Origin of the sequence: Actinacidiphila guanduensis (assembly GCF_900103985.1) — a bacterium.
Lineage (GTDB): Bacteria > Actinomycetota > Actinomycetes > Streptomycetales > Streptomycetaceae > Actinacidiphila > Actinacidiphila guanduensis.
The window spans coordinates 612,548-635,766 of sequence record NZ_FNIE01000001.1; the positions used below are offsets into that span (position 1 = coordinate 612,548).

At 72.1% G+C, this 23,219-nt stretch carries 22 protein-coding genes and 2 pseudogenes; 12 read left to right on the plus strand and 12 right to left on the minus strand.

Translation table 11 applies throughout. The features are described from left to right. Positions 1-153 precede the first annotated feature (153 nt). Together BLR33_RS02625 and BLR33_RS02630 are read left to right on the plus strand one after the other, a co-directional pair. A complete protein-coding gene (locus BLR33_RS02625) occupies positions 154-1,266 on the plus strand; it encodes an FAD-dependent monooxygenase (RefSeq protein WP_093782559.1) in 1,113 nt (370 codons plus the stop codon). 231 nt (positions 1,267-1,497) lie between these two features. Next, a complete protein-coding gene (locus BLR33_RS02630) occupies positions 1,498-2,877 on the plus strand; it encodes an amidohydrolase family protein (RefSeq protein ID WP_176930087.1) in 1,380 nt (459 codons plus the stop codon). A gap of 185 nt (positions 2,878-3,062) precedes the next feature. On the opposite strand, the gene BLR33_RS02635 is transcribed toward BLR33_RS02630, so the two are convergent. Beyond that, a complete protein-coding gene (locus BLR33_RS02635; protein WP_093782561.1) occupies positions 3,063-3,827 on the minus strand; it encodes a DUF72 domain-containing protein in 765 nt (254 codons plus the stop codon). 182 nt (positions 3,828-4,009) lie between these two features. On the opposite strand from BLR33_RS02635, the gene BLR33_RS02640 reads away from it, so the two are divergent. Continuing rightward, complete coding sequence (locus tag BLR33_RS02640) at positions 4,010-4,726, plus strand: G1 family glutamic endopeptidase (protein WP_093782562.1); 717 nt, start codon at positions 4,010-4,012, stop codon at positions 4,724-4,726. A gap of 83 nt (positions 4,727-4,809) precedes the next feature. Here the strand turns inward: BLR33_RS02640 and BLR33_RS02645 are convergent, their stop codons facing one another. Together BLR33_RS02645 and BLR33_RS02650 are read right to left on the minus strand one after the other, a co-directional pair. Then, positions 4,810-6,282: a glycoside hydrolase family 6 protein gene (locus BLR33_RS02645; RefSeq protein WP_245771101.1), complete on the minus strand. Its 1,473-nt coding sequence runs from the start codon at positions 6,280-6,282 to the stop codon at positions 4,810-4,812. A 317-nt stretch (positions 6,283-6,599) separates the two neighbouring features. Further along, positions 6,600-7,739, minus strand: a complete 1,140-nt coding sequence (locus tag BLR33_RS02650; RefSeq protein WP_093782563.1) for a glycoside hydrolase family 99 protein — start codon at positions 7,737-7,739, stop codon at positions 6,600-6,602. A 220-nt stretch (positions 7,740-7,959) separates the two neighbouring features. On the opposite strand from BLR33_RS02650, the pseudogene BLR33_RS02655 reads away from it, so the two are divergent. The 3 genes and pseudogenes from BLR33_RS02655 to BLR33_RS02665 form a co-directional block, all read left to right on the plus strand. Then, a pseudogene (locus BLR33_RS02655) lies at positions 7,960-8,278 on the plus strand (transposase family protein); the annotation flags it as partial. Between the two features lie 261 nt (positions 8,279-8,539). After that, entirely contained in the window at positions 8,540-9,364 is an 825-nt protein-coding gene (locus BLR33_RS02660; protein ID WP_093782564.1) for an LLM class F420-dependent oxidoreductase, read from the plus strand. Beyond that, positions 9,364-9,795, plus strand: a complete 432-nt coding sequence (locus BLR33_RS02665) for a TIGR03668 family PPOX class F420-dependent oxidoreductase (protein WP_093782565.1) — start codon at positions 9,364-9,366, stop codon at positions 9,793-9,795. The genes BLR33_RS02660 and BLR33_RS02665 overlap by 1 nt, the downstream gene beginning before the upstream one ends. 103 nt (positions 9,796-9,898) lie before the next feature. Here the strand turns inward: BLR33_RS02665 and BLR33_RS34110 are convergent. Then, positions 9,899-9,979, minus strand: a pseudogene (locus BLR33_RS34110) (IS5/IS1182 family transposase); the annotation flags it as partial. A gap of 350 nt (positions 9,980-10,329) precedes the next feature. Here BLR33_RS34110 and BLR33_RS02675 point away from each other — a divergent pair. Continuing rightward, entirely contained in the window at positions 10,330-11,145 is an 816-nt protein-coding gene (locus BLR33_RS02675) for a S1 RNA-binding domain-containing protein (protein WP_245771102.1), read from the plus strand. A 266-nt stretch (positions 11,146-11,411) separates the two neighbouring features. Here BLR33_RS02675 and BLR33_RS02680 read toward each other — a convergent pair whose 3' ends face one another. Both BLR33_RS02680 and BLR33_RS34975 read right to left on the minus strand, forming a co-directional pair. After that, the gene (locus BLR33_RS02680) at positions 11,412-12,710 is read right to left on the minus strand and encodes an MFS transporter (RefSeq protein WP_245771103.1); all 1,299 of its coding nucleotides are present in this window, start codon (positions 12,708-12,710) and stop codon (positions 11,412-11,414) included. A 172-nt stretch (positions 12,711-12,882) separates the two neighbouring features. Next, on the minus strand, positions 12,883-13,047 hold the full coding sequence (locus BLR33_RS34975) for a hypothetical protein (RefSeq protein ID WP_176930088.1): 165 nt from the start codon (positions 13,045-13,047) through the stop codon (positions 12,883-12,885). A gap of 442 nt (positions 13,048-13,489) precedes the next feature. Here BLR33_RS34975 and BLR33_RS36880 point away from each other — a divergent pair, with 442 nt between their 5' ends. Beyond that, positions 13,490-14,047 carry an ATP-dependent DNA ligase gene (locus BLR33_RS36880; RefSeq protein ID WP_322987087.1) on the plus strand — a complete coding sequence of 186 codons (558 nt, stop codon included), beginning with the start codon at positions 13,490-13,492 and terminating at the stop codon, positions 14,045-14,047. A 125-nt stretch (positions 14,048-14,172) separates the two neighbouring features. Here BLR33_RS36880 and BLR33_RS02695 read toward each other — a convergent pair whose 3' ends face one another. Continuing rightward, positions 14,173-14,586: an arsenate reductase ArsC gene (locus BLR33_RS02695; RefSeq protein ID WP_093782568.1), complete on the minus strand. Its 414-nt coding sequence runs from the start codon at positions 14,584-14,586 to the stop codon at positions 14,173-14,175. Positions 14,587-14,697: 111 nt separating this feature from the next. Here BLR33_RS02695 and BLR33_RS02700 point away from each other — a divergent pair, with 111 nt between their 5' ends. The 4 genes from BLR33_RS02700 (at position 14,698) to BLR33_RS35800 (ending at position 16,483) form a co-directional block, all read left to right on the plus strand. Beyond that, a complete protein-coding gene (locus BLR33_RS02700) occupies positions 14,698-15,012 on the plus strand; it encodes an ArsR/SmtB family transcription factor (RefSeq protein ID WP_093782569.1) in 315 nt (104 codons plus the stop codon). A gap of 62 nt (positions 15,013-15,074) precedes the next feature. Next, entirely contained in the window at positions 15,075-15,848 is a 774-nt protein-coding gene (locus BLR33_RS02705; RefSeq protein ID WP_093782570.1) for an aquaporin, read from the plus strand. A gap of 42 nt (positions 15,849-15,890) precedes the next feature. Beyond that, positions 15,891-16,313: a hypothetical protein gene (locus BLR33_RS02710; RefSeq protein WP_245771104.1), complete on the plus strand. Its 423-nt coding sequence runs from the start codon at positions 15,891-15,893 to the stop codon at positions 16,311-16,313. Next, positions 16,307-16,483, plus strand: a complete 177-nt coding sequence (locus tag BLR33_RS35800) for a hypothetical protein (RefSeq protein WP_245771105.1) — start codon at positions 16,307-16,309, stop codon at positions 16,481-16,483. The genes BLR33_RS02710 and BLR33_RS35800 overlap by 7 nt, the downstream gene beginning before the upstream one ends. Positions 16,484-16,674: 191 nt before the next feature. Here BLR33_RS35800 and BLR33_RS02715 read toward each other — a convergent pair whose 3' ends face one another. From BLR33_RS02715 to BLR33_RS02735, 5 genes are all read right to left on the minus strand, one after another. Further along, complete coding sequence (locus BLR33_RS02715) at positions 16,675-17,553, minus strand: metal ABC transporter permease (RefSeq protein WP_093782571.1); 879 nt, start codon at positions 17,551-17,553, stop codon at positions 16,675-16,677. Beyond that, positions 17,550-18,473, minus strand: a complete 924-nt coding sequence (locus BLR33_RS02720) for a metal ABC transporter permease (protein WP_245771106.1) — start codon at positions 18,471-18,473, stop codon at positions 17,550-17,552. The genes BLR33_RS02715 and BLR33_RS02720 overlap by 4 nt, the downstream gene beginning before the upstream one ends. After that, positions 18,470-19,351, minus strand: coding sequence for a metal ABC transporter ATP-binding protein (locus tag BLR33_RS02725; RefSeq protein WP_245771107.1), 882 nt, complete (start codon positions 19,349-19,351; stop codon positions 18,470-18,472). Before BLR33_RS02725 ends, BLR33_RS02720 begins: the two co-directional genes overlap by 4 nt. Positions 19,352-19,383: 32 nt before the next feature. Further along, a complete protein-coding gene (locus BLR33_RS02730) occupies positions 19,384-20,376 on the minus strand; it encodes a metal ABC transporter solute-binding protein, Zn/Mn family (RefSeq protein ID WP_093782572.1) in 993 nt (330 codons plus the stop codon). 262 nt (positions 20,377-20,638) lie between these two features. After that, positions 20,639-22,738 (minus strand): hypothetical protein, encoded by a 2,100-nt coding sequence (locus tag BLR33_RS02735; protein WP_093782573.1) that lies wholly within the window; start codon positions 22,736-22,738, stop codon positions 20,639-20,641. Positions 22,739-23,219 lie beyond the last annotated feature (481 nt).

The following is a 23,219-nucleotide window of genomic DNA, read 5'->3' on the forward strand; positions in this document are numbered from 1 at the left end:
GTCCCACAGGGCGTGGACTCGCGCCCCGGAGCCGGTGCGGACCGGCTTCCCCGCGTCGGATCGGGCCGGACCGGACGGCCGTGTTCGTGACATCCCCGCAGCCGGACGGCAGTCCACGGGCACCGTCCGCCTGCTCATCTTCAAGGAAACGGTGTGCAATCTCCTCGCATCCTGGTCGCCGGCGCCGGCATCTCGGGCCTGGCGCTGGCCAAGCTCCTGCTCGACCGCGGCCTGCCCGTCGACGTCGTCGAACGCCGTGCCGAGAACTCGCAGGCGCACGGCAGCGGGCTCTACCTCCCGGCGAACGCGGTGCGCGCCCTGCGTGCCATCGGTGTGGGCGACGAGGTCGCCAAGCGGGCCGAGCCCGTGGCACGGCAGCAGCTGCACGACCACCGCGACCGCCGGCTCGCCGCCTTCGCGGTCGAGCGCATCTGGGGTGACGTCGGCCCGTGCCTGGCGCTCACCCGCGGCGACCTGCACGAGGTGCTGCGCGCCGAGGTCGCCGGCGCCCACAGCACCGCCGTGCGCTACGGCGTCGAGGTGACGGCGGTCGCCGAGGACGGGACCGTCACGTTCGCGGACGGCACCACCGCCGCCTACGACCTCGTCGTCGGCGCGGACGGCGTCAACTCCGCCGTACGGCAGACCCTGTTCGGCGCCCCGCCGCCGCGCTTCCTCGGCCAGCTGTGCTGGCGGTTCATCGCCGACGACACCGCGATACCGGGGATCGCCGACTGGACGGCGCGGTTGGGCAGCAAGGGCCGCACCTTCCTGACCGTGCAGCTCGGCGGCGGCCGGGTCTACTGCTACGCGGACGTCAACAGCAAGGAGCCGACGGCTCCTGCGGGTGACTGGCGCGCCCTGTTCGCCGACTTCGGCGGCCCGGTGCCGCGGCTGCTGGAACAGGGCGAGCAGGCGTACTTCGCGGCGCTGCACGAGAGCGAGCACACCGAGTGGACGCGCCCGCACGCCGTCCTGATCGGCGACGCCGCCCACGCCTTCTCCCCCAGCATGGCCCAGGGCGGGGCCATGGCCTTGGAGGACGTCCAGGTGCTGGCCGAGGCCCTTGCCGCGGCGCCGGACCTGCCCGGCGCGCTCGCCGCCTACCAGGCCCGCCGCACCGAGCGCGTGGCCTGGGTGGTCGCCCAGAACCACCGGCGGGACAAGGCCCGCAACCTCCCCACGCTCCTGCGCAATCTCGTCCTGCGCCTGGGCGCTGAAGGCATGTTCAAGGCCAACCACGCGCCCCTGCACAACGAGCCGTAGCCGCCGGTGGGGCCTGTTCCGGGCAGGCCCCACCGCCCTTTCGCCGACCACACGCGGCACCGCGCACCCGCCGGCGGACCTGCTGCCGAGGGTGCGGTTCCCTCGGCCGTACCAGGGCAAAGAAAAGTGCCTTCTTCCACCTCGGCAGCGCGTCGCGCAAGCTCGGAGGTGGTATCAGTCGTATACCGCCCGCCGTGGCGCATCCCGGCGGGTGGAAGAAGGCAGGGCGCAGTGAACCAGCAGGACCTCTTGATCAGCGGCGGCCACGTCGTCACCCTCGACCCCGCGCTCGGCGACATCGAGGCCGGCGATGTCCTCGTGCGGGACGGCCGGATCGCGGCCGTCGGCCCCACCGGGACCGTGCTCCCCGCCGATGCGGAACCCCACGGCGTGCGCCGCATCGACGCGCGGGGCCGCCTGGTGATCCCGGGAATGGTCGACGCCCACCGCCATGTCTGGCAGGGCGCGCTCGGTGCCGCCACCCCCGACACCTCGCTCATGGGCTATGTCACGCGCGTGGTCCAGGACGTCGCCCCCGGTTTCGATCCCGACGACATCTACGCCGGCACGCTGTGGGGCGCGCTGCAGGCGCTGCACGCCGGGGTCACCACCGTCGCCGACTGGGCGCACAACCTGCGCGGGCCCGGCCACACCGATGCGAACGTCCGCGGGCTGCGCGACTCCGGGATCCGCGGCGTCTTCCTCCACGGCGGCCCGGGCACCGACACCGCCGGCTTCTTCGGCCGGCCCGGCGGGCGCCACCCCGACGACGCCGCGCGCGTCCGCGACGAGCACTTCGCCGACGGTGACGGCCGCCTGCGCATGGGGATGGCCCTGCGCGGTCCGGCCTTCACCGACGAAGCCGCCACCCGGGCCGACGTCGCCTACGCCCGCGAGCTCGGCCTGCCGATCTCCGTCCACGTCGGCATGTCCGGATTCCCCGGCACCGTCGCCGCCCTCGACCGGCTCGGCCTGCTCGGTCCCGACATCAACCACGCCCACGCCAACCAGCTCACCGAGCACGAGTGGCAGTTGATCGCCGACAGCGGCGGCTCCGTGGCGGTGTCCCCCACCGTCGAGCTGCTCATGGCGCTCGGCACCCACCCCGCCAACGGGCCCGCCGCGGGGTACGGCATCCGTACCGGACTCGGCGTCGACACCACCACCAGCGCGGGCACCGACCTGTTCAGCGAGATGCGCCTGGCGCTGGCGGCCGAGCGCTCCCGGACCGCGGCACCCGCGATCGCCCGGGACGAGGCGGTCGGTACCGTCACGCCCGACCCGCGCGACGTCCTGCGCCTGGCCACCGCCGGCGGCGCCGAGGCCTGGCACATGGCCGAGGAGATCGGCACCCTCACCCCCGGCAAGCAGGCCGACCTCGTCCTGGTCGACCTGCGCGCACCCCACCTGGACGCCTTCGGCGACCCCGTGGCCGCGCTGGTGCTCGGAGCGGGCCCCTCCGATGTCGAGACCGTCCTGGTCGGCGGTGACGTCGTCAAGGAGGCGGGCCGCCTCGTCGGAGCGCACGCCGAGGCCGCGCGCGAGCTGGTCACGGCGTCGCGCCGCCGCATCCGCGCGCGGGTCGCCGCGGTGGCCGGAGCCGGGTCGTGAGGGCGCTGCGGCGGGCCGTCGTCGTCCCGTAGCGTCGGCTCCGGTGGTGTCGCGCGCTCGGGCCGCTGCCTCGCCGGCGAGCCCGGTGTCCCGGGCCGTCCCGCCGTGACGGGGCCACCGTGCGGCCGGCCACGGACGGAGGACCGGGGCTCACGCCGGTACGGCAGCGATCGTGGCCCGGGGCGTCAGCCTGCGGCACGGGCGGACGTTCTGGCGGCGGCTGCCGCCGCGCGGGTGAAGGCGTGGGCGTCGGCGATCGCCGCGCCGCCCGTGTCGTTGTTGAAGTAGACGTAGACGTCGTCGGCTTCGCCGGGCCACGCGTCCCTCAGCCGCTCGGCCCAGGAGCGCAGGGCGGTACGGCCGTAGCGGGGGACCGGGGTGGCGCGGCCGCCGTGCAGGCGCAGATAGCCCCAGTCGGCCGTGCACCACAGCGGTGACACGGGGCGCGAGCCGCGGTCGGCCCAGCACAGCGCGCTGCGGTGGCGCTCCAGCACCCTCCGCAGTTCCCGCTCGGCCTGCCACCAGGAGGGGTGCCGCAGCTCGACGGCCACGCGGACCGAACGGGGGAAGCACCGCAGGCAGGCATCCAGGGATTCGGGGTCCGCGCGCAGGTTAGGCGGCAGTTGGAGCAGCACAGGGCCGAGCCGGTCGCCCAGGGCGGCGACGCGGTCCATCAGCCGGTGCACCGGCTCCTCGGGCTCGCGCAGCCGCTTGATGTGCGTCAGGTAGCGGCTGGCCTTGACCGCCATGACGAAGCCGTCCGGCGTGCGCTGCCGCCACGCGGCGAAGGTGTCGGCCGTGGGCAGCCGGTAGAAGGCGTTGTTGTTCTCCACGGTGGCGAACCGGGCGGCGTACTCCTCCAGCCACAGCCGCTGGGGCACCTGCGGCGGGTAGAGCACGCCGCGCCAGTCCCGGTACTGCCATCCCGAGGTTCCGACGAGCAAGACCATGCCGCCATACGTGCCCGGCGGGCGGCGGAACGTACCAGGCGTGCCACGGAAGGGACCGGCGCGGCCCACGAGGCCATGTTGACAGGTGCATGACGGTCGAAGATTCTGTAGTGCCGCCCGACGTCCCGCACACGGCCAAGGGCCGGCGGTTTGAGCATCCTGCACCCCACGAAGGAGCCAGCATGCGCAGATTCCTGACCCGCCTCGCCACCGTCGCGGTGGCCTCGGCGACCCTCGCCGCCCCGGCCGTGCCGGTCACCGCGGCGGCCGCCCCGGGACTGTCCTTCCACCCCCTGCATTACAACATCAACGGCTACAACTGGGGCGGTTATGCCGCCACCGGCAGCAACTTCACCTCGGTTTCGGCCTCTTGGACCGAGGCGAACGCGACCTGCAACTCCAGCAACGACCTCTACGCCCCCTGGGTCGGCATCGACGGGTACAGCTCGTCCACCGTGGAGCAGACGGGCGTGGAGACCGACTGCTCCAGCGGCAGCCCGGTGCACCAGGCCTGGTACGAGATGTACCCGGCCAACCCGGTCTACCTGAGCCGCAGTTCGTACCCGGTCTCGGCGGGCGACCACATCACCGCCTCGGTGAACTACGTCAGCGGCAGCACCTACACCCTGAAGCTGACCGACTCCACCCGCGGTTGGACCTACAGCACCAACAAGTCCCTCTCCTCGCGGCGGGCCAGCGCCGAGGTCATCATCGAGTCGCCGACCGGGGCCTACCCGAACTTCGGCACCCTCAACTTCACCTCGGCCACGGTCAACGGCAGCTCCCTCGGCTCCTACGGCCCGGTCGCCCTCGACCCGTCGAACGGCGCCTACGAGGCCCGTACCAGCGCGCTCGGCTCCAGCGGCACCAGCTTCAGCGAGACGTACCTGCGGGAGTAACCGCCCCTGCACAAAAGGGCGGCGGCCGCCCCGGGAAGTGCCCGGGGCGGCCGCCGCCGCTGTGCCTGGTAGTTGATTCCGCGTCAGGAAACCGCGCACGAGGTGCCGTTGAGGGTGAACGCGGTGGGCTGGGCGTAACTGCCCGAGTAGGTGCCCTGGAAGCCGAAGGACTGGGAGCCGCCGGCCGGGATCCGGGCGTCGTACGAGACGTTGGTGGCGGTGACCGCGCCCGAACTCGGGCTGACCGTCGCGTTCCAGGCACTGGTGACCGTCTGCCCGGAGGGCAGGGTGAAGCCCAGCTTCCAGCCGTCGACCGCGGTCGAACCGGTGTTGGCCACCGTGACGCTGGCGGTGAAGCCGCCGGTCCACGTCTGCGGGCTGAAGCTCACCTTGCAGCCGGGAGCGCCGGTGCCGCCGGTGCCGCCGCCCGTGGTCGAGCCCCCGGTCGTGGCCCCGCCCGTCGTCGTTCCACCGGTCGTCGTTCCACCGGTCGTGGTGCCGCCCGCCGGCGGATCCGAGGCTCCGGCGGACGCCAGCTGGTAGGCCACGTCGGGGATGAAGGTGCCCGCGGGGCCCGCGCAGCCGTCCGCCTCACCCGGCGGCTTCACCCAGAGGAAGGCGTCGATCGCCGGGTCGCCGGTGTCGGCCGTGGGGTAGGCGCCGATCGCCCGGCCGGAGGGGTCGCACCACTCCCCGCCCGAGGCGGGACCGTTGCCGTTGCGGCTGGTGTCCACCACGGCGTGCAGGTTGGCCGGGTTGCCCAGGGCGGCCAGCACGTTCTTGGCGTAACCGACCTCGTTCGCCGTCGTGTTGAAGTTCGAGACGTTGGTGAAGAAGCCGTCGGCGTTCGTCAGGATGCCGGCGCTGCGCAGCCGGTTCGCCTGCTCCGAGGCGCTGTTCCAGGCCGAGTGGCCGCCGTCCATGTACACCTTGGCGTTGGGCGCGGCGGCGTGGATGGCGGCGCCCGCGCGCGAGAGCGAGGCGAACCGGTCGCTCTGCTGCTGCGCGGACAGGCAGGTGGTCAGGGAGACGGAGTCCGGCTCCAGGATGACCACCGAGCGCCCGCTGCCGAGCCCGGCGGCGAAGTTGCGCACCCAGGCGTCGTACGAGGCCAGGTCCGGCGCGCCGCCGGCGGACGCGCCGCCGCAGTCGCGGTTGGGGATCTCGTACACGACCAGCACCGGCACCTGCCCGGCGGAGGCCGCGGCGGTGGTGACCGTCCTGACGTCGCCGGTGATGGTGGAGGGGTCGTAGTTGGCGAACCAGATGCCCTGCGGCTGGGAGGCGATCCGCCGGGAGATGACCGGCTGGCGGGAGTCGCCGGGGTTGGCGGCGACCCAGCGGGCGACCTGTGAGCCGGGGTCCTTGTAGAACTGGGTGCCGGCGGGGAGGCTGCCCTGCGCCGCGGCGCCCGCGGTGTTCTCGGCGCCCAGCACGATGCCGGCCGCGGCGAGGCCGGCCGCAAGGCCGAGCGCCAGGGCGGCGCGCAGGCGCGGCCTGCGCGCGGGGGCCGCAACCGCCGCCGGGGGGCGCGGGGTTGAGGTGGGGGGTGTCACAGTCGTCCTCCGTGCTCTCGTGGGGGGAGAGGGCCGACCGCGGCGGAAACCTATGGGAGCGCTCCCATGCGGCCGGGCCCGAGTCTAACCAGCGCGAGGTGGGTGGGAAATCCCTGTGCACCGCCCATTTCCACACACCAGGGCGGGCCCCTTGGCCTCCGGGAGTATCGCGGGGACGGCCCCTCCGGTAGCCGGCGACGCCCCCGGGCGGCCGCCGCCATGGTGGGCGGTGGCCGCCCGGGGGCCAGAGGTGGTCGGGAGCGGCCGGGGCCTGCGGAGGGCCGACCGGGACGGGGCGAGGGGTGGTCGAGGGGCCGTCAGCCGTGGTGGGCGACGTACTGGGGGACCCAGTAGGCGGTGCGGTCGATGTAGGCGCTCTGCGCGGCGGTTCCGGTCTTTCCGTAGGCGCCGTTGTAGGTCATGTAGGTGACCGGGTTGGTGGGCGGAGTGGCGGAGGCGGGTTCGATCTGGCTGCCCTCGTGCCATTCGTTGAAGGACGTGATGCTCACCCAGGCGGGCGCGGAGCCGCCGTCGCCGCTGGTGATCGCGTGCTGCCAGACCTTGTCGTAGGTGGCGCCGTTCGCCCGGTCCACGGTCGGGGTGGTGTTGCCGGGGACCGCGCGGTCGTCGATGTAGCCGGGGCCGAACGAGGGCGACCAGACGAGCCCGTTGGCCTTGCAGAACCGGTCCACGCCGCTCCAGTCGGGCAGTTGCGCGGCGGCGATGCCGTCGTAGGTGTACATCCCGCCGAAGTGCGCGGCCTTGGAGATGTCGGTGGTCTGCGTGAGCACGATGGCCTGGGACTTGACCGACTCGATGGGCGACCAGTCGCTGATGTACAGGCTCTGGAAGACGTAGAACGCCCCGCGGTTGCCGTGCCGGGAATCCCGGTAGAACGCGGGGTGGCTGCCGTACGTGCTGAGGATGTAGTTCACGTCGGAGACCACGGAGGCCGCGGTGCGGTTGGTGTAGGGCTCGATGTGGAAGCCGACCTTGAGGCCCTTGGCGTTCGCCTGGTCGAGCAGGAGCGGCACGCGCTGGTCCTCGTAACTGCCCTGGCCCCACCAGCTGGTGATCAGCGTGCCGACGCCCGCCTGACGCAGCCAGGTCATGTGCTGGGCGACCACGGCGCTGTCGCCGGAGTCGTACGCGCCCAGCTGCGGGTAGAAGTTCGAGGCGATGCCGTTCGGGGGCGTCAGGCCGCCCTGCGGCCAGTGCCGCCAGGAGCCGTTGACCTGCGGCGAGCCGTACCAGGGGTAGTAGAAGATGTGCACGTCGGTGCTGGGGGTGACCGCGGCGGGCGCGACCGCGGCGTCCGGCCGGGCAGCGGTGCCGTGCGGCGCGGCGGCGGCGAAGGCCGTGCCCGGGCTGACAGCCGCGGCTGCCCCGGCTGCGAGAGCGCCTGCGAGGAAGGCGCGGCGGCTGGTGGACGCGCCGCCGTGGGGGGTTGCGGTCAACGTGTGCTCCTTGTCGGTGCTTTGACGCGTGCGTGGGGGGCGACATCGGTGGTGAGGCGATACCGGAAGTCAGGTACCCGTACTGATGTGACGGGAGTGAAGCCTGGGAGATCTTCGCGCATGAACGGGTACCGGGGAAGACCCTGAGCTGTTCGCGCAGAATATTGGCAAGGGTGTGCAAGACTTGCGGAAAGCCGCGTCAGCCGATGAGCGGCGGCCACGAGCGCCGGGCCTGCTGAAGGTCCCGCGGGAGGCAGGCCTCGAGTTCGTCCTGCTGGACGGCACTCTCGCCGAATGCGACCGCGTCGGCGACAGCCGGGCCGACCACTCGGCCGAGCACCGCCGCCACGGCGTGAACGTCCGGGCCATCACCGACCCGGAAGACCGGCTGCTGTGGGCTCTCACCCGCGCTTCCGGGCCGGGCTCACGGTCTCACCGCCGCCCGCACCCACCGCGTCATCCGCACACGCGAACGCCAGGGCGTCCCCATCCTGGCCGACCTCGCCTACCAGGGCGCCGGTCCCTTGCCGACCACCGGCCACGGCGTCCCGCCGGCCCCGCCCGCGAACGTACCCACCGCACGGCGTCCCGCCCGAGAGCCTCACGTCCCGTCAGGGCCTGCTTCACACGGGAAGGCTCCCGGCGACCGGGGCGCTGGCAGCGGCCCTGGCGTGCCGCACCTCCGTCGTCCCGCGCTCGCGCAGACAATGGACCGCGGGGCCCGCCCCGGCCGCACCCGGGCGGCGTGACCGCACCGGTGGGCTTCGGAGCCCGGCGGGAACCAGCGACGAAGGAGCTGCATGAAATTCGGGATCTCCACCTTCATCACCGATCAGAGCATCAGGCCGGCGCCGCTCGGCCGAGCCCTCGAAGAGCGCGGGTTCGACTCGCTGTTCATTGCCGAGCACAGCCACATCCCGGTCGACCGCCGCTCGCCCTACCCCGGCGGGGGCGAATTGCCTGACATGTACTACCGCACACTCGACCCCTTCGTCGCGCTGGCGGCCATCGCCACCGTCACCGAACGGCTCCTGGTTGCCACCGGCATCGCCCTGGTCTCGCAGCGCGACCCGATCCACACCGCCAAGGAGGTCGCCTCGCTGGACCTGATCTCCGGGGGCCGGGCGGTCTTCGGCGTGGGGGTCGGCTGGAACCGCGAGGAGATGGCCAACCACGGCACCGACGCCGCCACCCGCGGCAAGCTCGTCAACGAGCGGCTGCGCGCCATCGTCGAGCTGTGGACCAAGGAGAAGGCCGAGTTCCACGGTGAGTTCGTCAACTTCGACCCGGTCTACGCGTGGCCGAAGCCGGTGCGCAAGCCGCACCCGCCGATCTTCGTCGGCGGCGGCCCCGGCGCCTTCTCCCGGGTCGCCGAACTCGGTGACGCCTGGCTCGCCAACAGCCTCCCGCCCGAGGCACTGGGGCCGCAGATCGAGGAGATGCGGGCCGTGGCCGGCCGCGAGGTCCCGGTGACGGTCTACGCGGTGCCGGACGACCCCGAGACGATCGAGGCCTACACCCGGCTCGACGTGGAACGCGTGCTGTTCTACCTGCCGTCCGACCCCGAGCCGACCGTGCTGGACACGCTCGACCGGTTCGCCGAGATCGCGGCCCGCTTCCGCTGATGCCCGGGCTGAGCGGGGACGAGGCCCGGGAGCGGTTCGCGGCGTCCCGGGTCGCCCGACTGGCCACCGCCGACGCCGCGGGCCGCCCGCACCTGGTGCCGGTGGTCTTCGCGGTGGCCGGCGACACCGTGGTCATGGCCGTCGACCACAAGCCGAAGCGGTCGACCCACCTCAAGCGGCTGGCCAACATCCACGCCAATCCCGCGGTCTGCCTGCTCGCCGACGGCTACCACGAGGACTGGGACCGGCTGTGGTGGGTGCGTGCGGATGGCCGGGCCCGCGTCCTGCCGCCCGCCGGCCGGTCCGAGGACGCGGCGGGGTACGTCGCGCTGCTCACCGGGAAGTACGCCCGCCAGTACGCCGACCGGCCCCCGGCCGGCGAGGTCATCGAGATTCTCGTGACCGCCTGGACGGGATGGCGGGCCGGCTAGTGGTGTGACCGCATGGGTTCACCGGCTCGCGACGCCTGGTGCGGCACTGGATGAGTGAGCCTCTTCGGCGTTGCCGCTCCAGGGTAAGGATGGGGATGGCAATTCATGCCATGCGGTTGGGGCTGCACCGGGATCGGTGGAAGATCCGCCAGGATTTCAGCCGTACGATGCCGCGCTCGACGGGTTGCTCGTGCTGATGTGCACGTCGGTGCTGTGGGTGACCGCGGCGGGCGCGACCGCGGCGTCCGGCCGGGCAGCGGTGCCGCGCGGCTCGGCGGCGCCGAAGGCCCTGCCTGGGGGGGCAGCGCGTCCGACGGCGAGCAACGGCCACGCCAGTGTCCAGAAGGCCCAACCGCGTGCCGCGCGCATACGGTCTCCCCCGCCACCAGGGGCTGCTCCTTGCGGATTCCGGCTCGCCGCACCTTGTGCATCGGAGACTCCGCTTGGTGATTCGCTGTAGCGGCGGAGCCGGCTCGGAAGTGAGGTCACGAGGAGCCGGAGCCGGTGTGGTCGACGCCGACTAGGCTCGTCTTCATGCCCGAATCCGCCCGTGACCCTCGCCTGCAGTCCTTGGCCAACCGACTCCTGCCAGGCGCGGTGAGGACGGTGAAGGTCGCCGGCTACGACGGAACGGACGTCCTGGTGCGGCTTGCGGATGCCGAAGGAGAGGAAGCCGAGATCGGTCGGATCCCTCGGCATGAGGTGTCGATGCGCCAGGTGGAGCATCCGTCCGAGCTGTTCGAGGTCGGCCAGGAGATCGAGGCCGAGGAGATCGGGCGTTGGCGCGAAGGACAGCTTCACCTCTCCGCCAGGGCCTGCGAGAACCCGGCTTTGCGGTCCTTCCTCCTGGCGTTTGAAGGAGGGCAGGTCGTCACTGGGACGGTGTCCGAGGTCCACGACTTCGGGGTTTTCGTTCATGTCGATGGCGAACCGGAGGGCTTGTGCACCGGCTTCATCCGGGTGCCGGATCTGGCATGGGGCTGGATCGACCATCCCGGCGAGGTGGTGGAAGCCGGCCGGCGGATCACAGCTGAGGTGATCATTGCCGAGACGCGCTCCGGCCAGGTCACGCTCTCGCTGAAGGCCCTCCAGGAAGACCCGCTCATTCGGTTCGCGGATCAGGTCGGCCGGGTTCTCACCGGCCCGATCACCAGGATCGTTCCCTTTGGCGTGTTCGTGCGGCTCGCCCCCGACGTCGTGGGGTTCCTTCACCTCTCGGAACTGACCGACCAGCCGGTCGAAACCCCGGATCAGCTTGCCCATGAAGGCGAGATGATCACGGTGAAAGTCACCGAGGTCGATCTCCAGCGGCATCGGGTGCGGTTGGCTGCCGTGGGCGGAGCGGTCTGAGCCTTGCGTGAACCTCGCCGGGCTCCTGAATGTCGGCACCGGTCCCCTCGCCCCCGCCTGGTCCTGGCCCCGACCGCCCTCCCCCACCCTGGTGGCCCCATGCCTCGATGATGGGCGCCGACGGAAGTGGTGCTGACGCACCGACGGATCGGGCGGCATCACGATGACGATTGCCGCCCGATCCGTTTCCTCAATCGTCGCGGCCAGGCGGCTCCGGACGGAGGTCCGCGGGCGGAAGGCACCGCAGGCGTAAACAGTCCGGGCCTCTACATCTTCGACCCCGAGGCCCGCAGTTGCGGGCCCTCTGCCCTGGGGTGGGGAGAACAGGTACTGTCCATCTGCCTCCAGACCGGGAAGATCACCGGGCACAGTGTGGCGAGCAGATACACGCCGCCAACGGCCAGCAGCGTGGAGGGCAGGCCTGCCGAGTCCACAAGGAAGCCTGCGACCAGTCCGCCAAGCGGAGTGACCAGCTGCACCGAGGCCGTTGTCGCGCTCAGCACGCGGCTGCGCAGGTCCTCCGGGACCGTCTCATACGTCACGGTGGCCGTGATCGGGCCGAGTACACCGAAGGCGAGTCCCTCTACCGCCATCATCAGAGCCAGCGGGGTGAAGGTGTCGGTGAAGGCGGACACAACGAAGCGCGGCAGGCCCCCGATGAGAAAGGCGATCGTGAACAGCGGCCACCGCCGAAAGCGGCTGCCCACCGCCCCGTAGACCAGCGCTCCGGTGAGAGCGCACAGCCCGAACGCCGCTTCCAGCAGGCCGAGATCGACGGCACCATCGAGTTGGTCTCGGGCATGCACGGGCAGGAGCACGGCGCTCCATCCTTGGTCGAGCCCCCTGGTGACCAGTGTCATCAGGCAGAGGCTCAGCAGCAGTGGCGTAGCCGCCGCGAAGCCGTACCCCTCCGCGAGTTCACGACGGTAGGCGGGCAGCGTCACTGGTTCGGCCGGTCGTTGGGCCCGCGCCTCCGGCAGGCCGCACACTCCGACCGCGAACAATGGCGCGGCCACGGCGAAGGTCGCGGCGTCCACCAGCAGGACGTTGACGGCTCCGAGTACGGCGATCAGCACGCCTCCGAGAGCGGATGCCGTCAGCGCCGCACAGCGTGCCGCACCGTCGTACAGCCCGGCGGCCCTGGTCAGCGGTATGCCGGCGCGTTCGGCGAGCGTGGGTAGCAGCACGCCGCGGGCAGTTTCACCCGGCGCACGGACAAGCGCTGTCATCGCCATCAGCACGCACAGCATCCAGAACTGCAGGATGCCGGCAAACTGCAGCAGCGGGATCGCCGCAACGGCAATCCCGCAGGCGAGATCTGAGGCGACACTCACCCGCCGTCGGCCCATCCGGTCGATCACCGGACCGGTGACGAGCGCAGCGAGCACCGCGGGCAGCAGTGTGCAGAACGCCACGACCCCGGCTTTGGCGGCACTGCCCGTGCTCTGCAGCACGAGCCACGGCACGCCCATGTACGTGAGGCAATTCCCCGCGATCGAAACGAGGTTGGCGGCAAGCACCGTTACCAGAGGACGGCGATCAACCGTCAAGAAGTCCTTGGACACTACGGTGGTCTCCCATAAGCGGAAGCGCCCACCGCGAATGGAACAGGTCAGCCGGTGGGCGAAGCGAAGTGGTCGGCGTCTGGCGCGCATGGCGAGGCGCACCGCGATGCGGTGTTCACAAGCAGCGCCTCCAGCACTTCGCCGGGATGACCACCCGGCACTCCGCGCATTCTCACCTCGGACACCGGTCCTCCGCAACGGCGAACCGTTCGGCGGGCGCCGCGTACAGGGAGTCGTCCGAGGAGCGCAGACCGCCGGGCCGAAGTCGTTCGAGGCGGCGGCGGTTCGCGAACTCGCCGAGGAGACCCGTCAGATCGCCGCGGTCGAGGACGCCCATCCGATCGCAATACTCGCGGAGGACACCCACGGCGTTCCGAGGCTGACCGCCGCAGTACGCGTCACCGGCTGATCCGGGCGCCTCGGCAACCCCGAGCTTGTTCGCGCGGTGGGAGTCGCGCGACTCGCACGCCCTGTCGTGCCTCGGCGACCTCTTCGTGCTCACCGCGCAGGCGTGCTCGCGGTCTGGCCCGGACTCCTCCCCGCCCTGCCTTCGGTTCACGCCTTCACGCACTCCGGATTCGTCCCCGCCCAAGGCAGGCCCGCCCGCACGGCCCTGACGGAGACCCTTCTCGACGGCGTTGTGTGACCTGCGAGCCTGTCTCAACGGCTCGGTGTCTCATGCCTTCTGCCTCTTGCGCTTGACTGGTCAGCGGGTCGCGCCTGGGCGCGGAACGTTGGCGTGGAAGGTGTTGATCATGGTGTGGATGCTGCCGGAGCCGATGTTGGCCGCTGCCGTGGACAGTCCCGTGTCACCGGTTGGCTCCGCCGGGGAGCCGAAGTCGGACGGGTACCGGGCTCTCCTGGCCGGGTACGCCGACGGACGTGTGGTGATCCGTTCCCGGCGCGGCCCGGACATGACGGCTGCGTCCCCGGAGATCACTGCCGCTGCGAGGTCTTTGCGGGCGGATGTTGGCGTAGATGGTGAGGTAGTGGTGTCGGTTCGGGCAACGAGCCGGCCGCGTGCCGAGGACATCGAAGGTGGTGCGCCCGGCCGTCCGGGGGGGGCGGAACGGCCGAGCGCTGCCGGGCGGCACTGCCGCCGGTCCCCGAGGGGACATGGGCACCCTTGGGGACCCACGGTTCGCGTGCCCGCGACCGGCGCGCCTACACCCGACGCACCGGCCCTGGCAAAATCAGCATGCCGGGGCGAGCACGGGGCCTTGCCGGGCGGGCGGCGCCGCAGCACTCTGGCTGGGCGGGCATGTGCTCCATCAACTGCAGGCCCTGGATGCCCTGGGGGAAGCCGGGGAAGTTCTCGACCTCGGCGGCGTCAGTGAGACGCCGAGGAAGACGGGGCTGCCGACGATCAGGGGCTTGAGGTCGGCGCGTTCGGTACAGAGGGCGGCGGCGCTTCCGGCCGGGCCGGAGCCGATGACGCCGCGCACCGAGTGCTGGATCCGGCTCACGCCGTGGGCTCGGGGGCGATCTCGGCGATCAGGCCCTCGACCAGGGTCTTGATCTCGTCGCGGATGGGGCGCACGGCCTCGATGCCCTCACCGGCGGGGTCGTCGAGGTCCCAGTCGAGGTAGCGCTTGCCGGGGAAGACCGGGCAGGTGTCGCCGCAGCCCATGGTGATGCACACGTCGGACTCGCGGACGGCGTCGATGGTGAGGACCTTGGGGACCTCGGCGGAGATGTCGATGCCCACCTCGGCCATCGCCTCCACTGCCGCGGGGTTGACCTCCTTGCCCGGGGTGGAGCCGGCGGAGCGCACCTCGACGCGGTCGCCGGCCAGGTGGGTCAGCCAGGCTGCGGCCATCTGGGAGCGGCCGGCGTTGTGGACACAGACGAACAGTACGGACGGCTTGTCGGACATCGTCTTCGTTCTTCCCGGTGGTGGCGGTCGCGGCGGCGCGGCAGAGGCAGCCGGGTATGGTGAGCCCATCCGAACTGGCGTCAGTCCCCGCTGATGTGAAAGTATCATCCCATGCTGACGTCAGTCGACGCTGATCTGCTGCGGGTTCTGGCTGACCCCCTGCGCCTGCAGATCGTCACCCTGCTCGCCCGCGAGACGCTGTGCACCACGCATCTGGTGGAGGAGACCGGTGCCCGTCAGACCAACCTGTCCAACCACCTGAAGGTGCTGCGCGAGGCGGGCGTCGTGGAGACCGAGCCGTGCGGCCGCTTCACCTACTACAAGCTGCGCCCCGCCGTACTGGAGAAGCTCGCCGGATCGTTCGCCGAACTGGCGGCCACAGCGCGGCAGACGGAAGCGAACAACACCAAACGCGCCTGCCCCTGACGGCCGCCGATCCCCTTCCGCCGGCTTCGCGGCCGGCGCCGTTCCCGTACCCGGAGTCCCCATTGAGCGCCACCGACGCCGCTGCCGATGCCGCCCCTGCTCCTGCCGTGCCGCAGCCCACGCCCGGCGCGACCCCGCCCCGCGTGCCGCCGACCCGGCGGGCGACTGCCGAACTGGTCGGTACCGCCGCCCTCGTGACGGTGGTGGTGGGCTCGGGCATCCAGGCCACCGAACTCACCCACGACGTGGCCCTGCAGTTGCTGGCGAACTCCTTGGCAACCGTCTTCGGTCTCGGCGTGCTCATCGCCCTGTTCGGCCCGGTCTCCGGCGCCCACTTCAATCCCGTGGTCACCCTGGCGGAGTGGTGGACCGCCCGCCGCGGCGCTCCCGGCGTCACCCTGCGCGATGCCGCGCTCTACATACCCGCGCAGATCGCGGGGGCCATCGGCGGCGCGGTCCTGGCGGACGCGATGTTCGGCAAGGCGCTGGTGAAGTTCTCCGGCCACGACCGCTCGGCCGGGCATCTACTGCTCGGCGAGGTCGTGGCCACCGCCGGGCTGATCCTGCTGATCTTCGGCCTGGCCCGCACGAACCGGCTGCGCCTGGCGGCGGCCGCCGTCGCCTCGTACATCGGCGCCGCGTACTGGTTCACCTCCTCCACCTCGTTCGCCAACCCCGCCGTCACCATCGGCCGCACCTTCACCGACACCTTCGCGGGCATCGCACCCGGCTCACTGGCAGGCTTCGTCGCCGCACAGCTCGTGGGCGCGGTCGTCGGTCTGGCCCTGGTCACGGTCGTGTTCCCCCCGGCGAGGGCGTCCGCCGCCGCGGCATGACCGCGCACTGACGGCGGTGGGGGCAGCCGGCAGACTCGCCCGGTGAGCGATGCGAAGAAGATCTCCCGCCGAGCCCTGCTGCGCCGGGGCTTCGTGCTGGAGTACGTCACCCTGGCCTGGAACGTGGTCGGCGTCGTCGTGCTGGCGTTCGCGGCCGTTGCCGCAAGGTCGGTGACCCTGGCGGGGTTCGACCTCGACTCCCTGATCGAGATCGACGCCTCGGCGGTGGTGGTCCGGGAGTTGTCCGGCACCGGTGAGGACCGGCAGCGGCGGGGGCTGCGGCTGATCGGCGCCGGCTTCGCCCTGCTCACGGCGTATCTGCTGGTGCAGTCGACGTGGGTCCTGGTCAGCGGCTTCCGCCCGCACCATTCCCCGCTGGGCATCGCGTGGACGGCGGTGACCGCCGCGGTGATGTTCGTGCTGGCCCTCGGTAAGGCCTGGCCGCCTTGGACAACCCGGTGCTGACGACGGAGGGCCGGGTCACCCTGGTCGACGGCGCGCTGGCCGCCGCAGCGCTGCTCGGCCTGATCCTCAACGCGGCGGCCGGGTTCTGGTGGGCGGACCCGGCCGCCGGCTACGTGCTGGTGTACTACGCCGTCCGCGAAGCAAGGGAGATCTTCGTCGGCGACCACTGACCCCGAAGCAGCCGCACTCGCTCCTGGGACCTCGGCGCTGAAGGTCGAGCACGCCGGACATCCCGGCCGCCACCGAGGCCCCGGGCGCCCACGAACTCCCCGCACCCCTCGGCGCGTTCAGGACCGTGCCGCGCCGAGGCGCGCGGCGGCCGGGCAGCCCCGGACCACCCGGCCGGAGCCGTACGCGCCGCTCATGCCGCGTTCGCCGCCGCCGCGGCCCGGCGGCCCCGCGGCTTGCGCAGGAACGTCGCCCCGTAGACGGCCGTGGCCACCGCGAGGATGCCGAAACTGGGCGGGGTCTTGGGCACCGCGTAGCTCATGGCCAGCCCGGCCCACATCTCGGCGACCGCCAGTCCCGCCGACAGGGCCAGCGCCAGGAAGGGACGGACCGTCATCCGCTGGGCCGCGCCCGCCGGAGCCGCCAGCAGGCCCAGGATGAGCAGCGAACCCACCGCCTGTGTGGCCTCGGCCGCACAGGCACCGACCAGGGCGAGAAACACGAAGCCGAGCACCCGCACGGGCACACCCCGCGCCGCCGCCACTGCCTCGTCCACCGACGCGAACAGCAGTGGCCGCGCGACGGCCAGCACGGCCGCGCAGATCCCCGCGCCCACCAGCGCGGCCGTCAGCGCCTGGCCCGACGACAGGCCGAAGATGGAGCCGAAGAGCACCCCGACGCCCGCGTTGCCGTTCCCCGCGCTGCGCGAGGTCGTGTAGAGCGTGAGGAAGAAGGCACCCAGGCCCAGGATCCACGAGAAGACGCTGCCGATGACCACGTCGTCGGCCCTCCCCCGCTTGCCGAGCACGCCGAGCAGCAGCGCGAAGGCGATACACCCCCCGTACAGGCCGATCCGCAGCGAGGCGCCGAGGGCGAACGCGGCCAGCGCCCCGGTGAAGGCGACGTGGCTGAGCGCGTCGCCGGTGAACACCTGGGCGCGCAGCACCAGGAAGTACCCGACGAGACCGGCGGCGGCCGCGATGCCGGTGCCCGCGACCAGGGCGTGCTGGAAGAAGGGCTGACCCAGGGCCGGCGCCCATCCGGGGGCCGCCAGGAGCACAGGGGACGTCATGCCGCACCTCCCGCCGCCGGCAGGGGCGCGGGCGTACCGGCGCGGAGCCGGCCGGCGGCGAACGCCCCGGCCCGGGCCAGGACGTTGCAGCCGAAGGCGAAGGTCGTCACCCAGAAGCCGATCGGGTAGGGGGTGAAGTACGCGACGGTGAGTCCGAGCCAGGTGACGGCGACGGCGACGGCCGCCGACAGCAGCAGGCCCGGCCCGGGGCGGGCGGTGAGTGCCTGCGCGGTGGCCGCGGGCATCACCAGCAGCGCGAAGACCAGCAGGGTGCCGGTGATCTGGCTGGTGCCGGCGGCCGCCGCGCCCAGCAGGACGAGGAACGCGGTGGACAGCGACCGGACGGGCACGCCGCGGGCGGCGGCCACGTCGGGGTCGACGGAGGCGAAGAGCAGTGGCCGGCCGATGACCGCGAGTGCGGCCAGCACCGCGGCCGCCACCGCCAGCAGCACCCACACCTGGCGGGTGGTGATGCCCAGGAAGCTGCCGAACAGCAGCGAGGTCGTGCCGCCGAGCAGCCCCTTGTACAGGGCGGTGAACAGGAATCCGCAGGCCAGCAGGAACGCCTGGACGGTGCCGGTGAGCGCCGACTCCTGCACGCCGCCGCTCCTGCCGCCGCGCGGGACGGCGGCGATGACAAGGGCGGCGGCGACGCAGAAGGCGAAGTAGCCGTAGGTGGCGCCGACGCCGACGAGGACGGCCCCGGACGCGCCGGGGAACCCGACGACGGCCAGGGTGTGCCCGGCGAAGCTCTGCCGCCGCAGCACCATGAACCAGCCCATCACCCCGGCCGTGACCGCGACGATGGTGCCCGCGCGGAAGGCGTTGACCATGAAGGGGAACGCCCACATCTGCCGCAGGTCCTCGGCCGGGTTCCACGACCAGGCGGCGCCGTCGGCCAGCTGCAGCAGCGCGCTCACGCGGGCCCCCCGTCCCGGCCGGTGTGCCGGTCTGCGTGCCGGTCACTGTGGCGGGCCGGCGCCTCGGGCTGGCCGACGACCACGAGCCGGCCGTCGGAGGTGCGCAGCACCTCGACCGGCGTGCGGTACAGGCGGGTCAGGGTCTCCGAGGTGATCACCTCGGCGGGCGGGCCGCTGACGGCGCCGCCCTCGGCGAGGTAGACCACGCGGTCCAGCCGGGACAGGATCGGGTTGACGTCGTGCGCGACCATCACCACCGTGACGCCCTCCTCCCGGCAGATCCGGCCGATCAGCGAGGCGACCGCCGCCTGGTTGGGCAGGTCGAGGCTGTCCAGCGGCTCGTCGAGCAGCAGCAGTTCGGGCCGGCGGACCAAGGCCTGCGCGATCAGCAGCCGCTGCTGCTCGCCGCCCGAGCACTGCCCGATCGGCCGGTGCGCGTAGCCGGCGGCGCCCACCCGCTCGATCACCTCGGCGATCCGCTTCCGGGCCGCCCGGCGGGCGCGGGACCGGGGCAGCGGCACACCCCACCGGTCGCCGTCCCAGCCGAGCCGTACGACATCGGTGCCGCGCATCCGCAAGGAGGCGTCGAAGCTGCGGCGCTGGGGCAGGTAGCCGACGCGCTCGCCGGCCCGGCCCGGGGCGCCGCCCAGCACCCGGACCCGGCCCTCGTGGGCCGGCTGCACCCCGAGCAGCACCTTGACCAGAGTGGACTTGCCGACGCCGTTCGGCCCGAGCACCGCGACGAACTCGCCCGCGCCAACCCGCAGATCGACCCCCGACCACAGGGTGCGCCCGCCGACCCGCACCGCCACGTCCTGAAGGGCCACCACCGGCGCCGCCGCACTCACCGGCTCGGGAGAGGTGCCCTGGCGTGCCACGGCCGCACGCCCCCGAGCCGCCGGACTGCCGGTCACTTGCCGGTGGCTTTCGCGAGCGCCGCCTGCAGGCCCCGCAGTTCGCGGACCTGCCACTGCTGGAAGGAGGCGCCGGCCGGGGTGAGCGTCTCGGTCACGGTGGCCACCGGGATGCCCTCGGCCCTGGCCTCCTTGACCTGCTGCTGGACGTCGGGGGTGGCGTTCTGGCTGTTGTAGACGTAGACCTTGATCTGCTTGTCCTTGATCTGCCGGTCGATCTCGGACTTGTCGTGCGCGGTGGGGTCGGTGCCCTCGCTGATCGCGGACAGGAACGAGTACGGGGTGAGCATCTTCAGGCCCAGCCCGTCGGCGAGCGGGCTGACGATGGACTCGGACGCGCCGATCGGGGTGCCGGCGTACTTCGTTTTGATGCCGGTGATCAGCTGGTTGTAGGTGCCCAGGGTTTTGGTCTCGAAGGTCGAGCGGAGCGTGTCGAAGTCGGCCGCGTCGGCCGGGTCGAGCTTCTTGTAGTCGGCGGTGATCTGCCCGATGACCTGGTGCACGTTCTGCGGCGAGTACCAGCGGTGCGGGTTGCCGCCGGGCGCGATCCCGACGAGGTCGCCGACCTTCAACTGGATCCGGCCGGCGGCCGGGTTGGCGGACAGCAGCTTGTCGGCCCAAGTGTCGTAGCCGATGCCGTTGACGATCGTCATCCGGGCGCCGGCCACGGTGCGGGCGTCGGCGGCGGTGGGCTCGTAGTCGTGCGGGTCGGCGTCGGGGTTGTCGATGATGCTGGTGACCTTGACGTGGCTGCCGCCGAGCTGGCTCGCGATGCTGCCCCAGAAGTTCTCCGCGGCCACCACCTGTATCTGCTGGCCGGAGCCCGAACTCGCGGCGGCGGGCTTGCCGGAAGTGCCGGACCCCGAGGAACCGGAGGAGTCCGACGAGGTCGAGCAGGCCGCCAGCGCGCTCGCGGCGAGGACGCCGACGGTGGCGAGAGCGGCGATGCGCTTGGTACGGGCCTGGGGACGGGACAGGGCAGCCTTCATGGCGCGGGGCACTCCTTGCTCGGCCGGCCCGGGGAGGAACGCGGCACGTACGCGGTTCTGCTGTGGGTGCTCACGCTAGATGGAAACGACTTTCACATCCATCCCCATCGGTCCGCACATGAAAACCGTTACCGTTCCTTGATGCGACGCCGCCCCGCACCGCGCCCCACCGCACTGTACGAAAACGACACGCTCTCGCCCGGGACGCCGAAACCGCGCGCACAGGACTCGTGCGCGCGGTCGGCAGGCCGAAGGACGCGGGTCAGCTGCCCCAGGAGTCGTGGCGCAGCCCGTCCGCCTGGTCCCACCACCAGTGCTGCACGGTCCCGTTCGAGTCGGTCGCCCACACGTGCTGGGCGTTCCCGATCAGCAGGGAGGTCGGGGCGCCGGTGATGCCGGTGCCCCAGGTGTCGTGGTGCAGGCCGTCGGAGGACTGCCAGAAGTAGTGCTCGAGCGTCCCGCCGCTGCCGCGGACGAAGACGTGCTGCTGGGCGCCGTCCTGCAGGAACGTGGGACGGCCGGTGACCCCGCTGCCCCAGGTGTCGTTGCTCCAGCCCGCCGCGGGGCTCCACCACCAGTGCTGGAGACGGCCGGCGCTGTCGGTGAACCACAGGTGCTGCGCGTCCCCGATCTCGGCGACCGCGAGGTCGCTGGCCGCGTCCGCCGGAAGGGTCTCGCTCTGGGAGCCCTGCGCAGCGTCCCACCACACGTGCCGGATCGCGCCTGTGGGCGTGCGGACGAACACGTGCTGCACGTCGCCGACGAGCATGGCGCTGGGGCGGCCGGTGACGCCCGTGGTCCAGGTGTCGTGGTGGGAGCCGCCGGCCGGGTCCCACCAGGAGTGCTCCAGCGTGCCGGCGCTGTCCACCCACCACACGTGCTGCGCGTTGCCGATCATCATCGCGGCCGGGTCGCCGGCGACGCCGCTGGCCGCCCAGGTGTCGTGGAGGGTCGAGCCGGTCGCCGAGTCCCAGAAGTAGTGCTGCAGCGAACCGTCGGAGCCGCGGACGAACACATGCTGCTGGGTGCCGTCCACGAAGGTGACCGGGGCGCCGGTGACCCCGGTGGCCCAGGTGTTCGCCGCGTACCCGGTGGAGGAGTCCCACCAGACGTTGCGCAGCGCGCCGGCGGCATTGGTGGCCGTGAAGTGCTGCTGGCTGAGCGAGAGGTAGACCTGCGAGCCCTCCGCGGTCCAGGTGGACCCGGTGCTGCCGCTGGGCAGCGCCGACGCCTGGCCGACGTACGCGCGGCACTGGTCGGAAGCGTCGAGGTCGGTGGTGATCTGGATGAACGACTTGCCGTCCGCCGAACCGAGCAGCGGCGAGGAGTAGCCGGGGCAGGTGGGGGCCGGGCCGCCGCCCGCGTCGGGCAGCGGCACCGGCGAGGCGATGTCGAACCACGATCCCTGGCCGCCCGCGGCGTTGCCGAGCACCGTCCTGCCGTCGCCGGCGGCGAAGCTGCCGTCCGCGTTGCGCAGGCGCATCGCGGTGAGCAGCACGGTGTTGCCCACCACCGTGATGGTGGGAGTGCTCGCCGGGTAGCGGCCGTCCGCGGTGCGCACCTGGGTGCCGATGTCCGTGGGGGTGCCCCAGTTCCAGCCGTCCGGCGAGCTGCGGACGTACGCCTCGCAGACGTGCGATCCGCCGCACACCTCGTAGCTCATGAGGGAGGACCCGCCGGGCACCCGGCGCACGACGGCCATGCCGGGGCGGGCGGAGGAGTCGGCGAGCGCGACGGTGTCGCTGAAGTCGGTCCAGGTGACGCCGTCGGTGGAACGCGCCCGCTCCAGCTTCTGGCTGTGCGCCGGATCGGTCTCGTCGGAGTAGAACACCACCAGGTGGCCGTCGGACGCGACGGTCAGCTCCGGCTCCCACAGGCCGAGGCTGCTCGACGCCGTGGTCACCGTGGACAGGTACGACCAGCTCACGCCCAGGTCGTTGCTGCGCCACACGCGGATCGACATGTGCCGGCCGCTGCCCGCGTCGGCGCCGAACGACGCCGCCCACAGCAGCGTGCCGGCTGGCATGCCACCCACCGCGCTCGGCAGTTCGTAGAGGGTCTGGCAGCACATGCCGGTGGAGTTGACCGGATCGTTGACGGCGCCGACCTGCGTGTACGTCCGGCCGTTGTCGGTGCTGTGGAAGATGGCGCCGACCCAGTTGCTGTTCTGGTTGGTGACGACCGCAGCCACCACCATGCCGTTCGACGACCCGTTGTGCTCCAGCCGGATCAGCCGCGGGTAGTAGGAGTACCCGGACCACATCTGGGTGCCGCCGCCCGGCACGGCGTGGGCGGCCGGGGCGATCGTCAGCAGGCCGACGAAGCCGAGCAGTACGGCCAGCACCGACAGGACGCGCCTCATGGCATCACCTCGAAGGGGGTCGTGCTGACGGCATCCACGGCGCGGTGGTCCGCGATGTCCGTGCGGCTCGGTCTCTACAACGTTGTAACCGACCCTTCGTGTACCTGTCAACGCGTCAACTCGTGGTCAGCGCGGGCCCTTGGCCGCCTCTCATCCGGTGCGGCCTGGCCGGTCACCGGAGCCGGACGCCGGTGTCCACGACTTCACCGCACAAAGGGGCAACTCCCATGCGTCCGTACGTGCAGGGTCTCGGCCGCCCGGCCCCCGGCGATTGAATCCAGCGGCGCGGGCCGTCGAAGATGCCGAGGAGCACCCGACCCCGGGAATCGGCGACGCGGACCGGGGCCCGTGGGAGAGGGCCAAGAGGGCGCGGGCCTCCTCCCCGGAGCCTTTACAACGATAGAAAAGTTTCGCCCCTGAGGCTTGACGTGACGTAGGTGCTAGTGGCGAAATCTGGTCGTTACATCGTTGTAGAAATCAC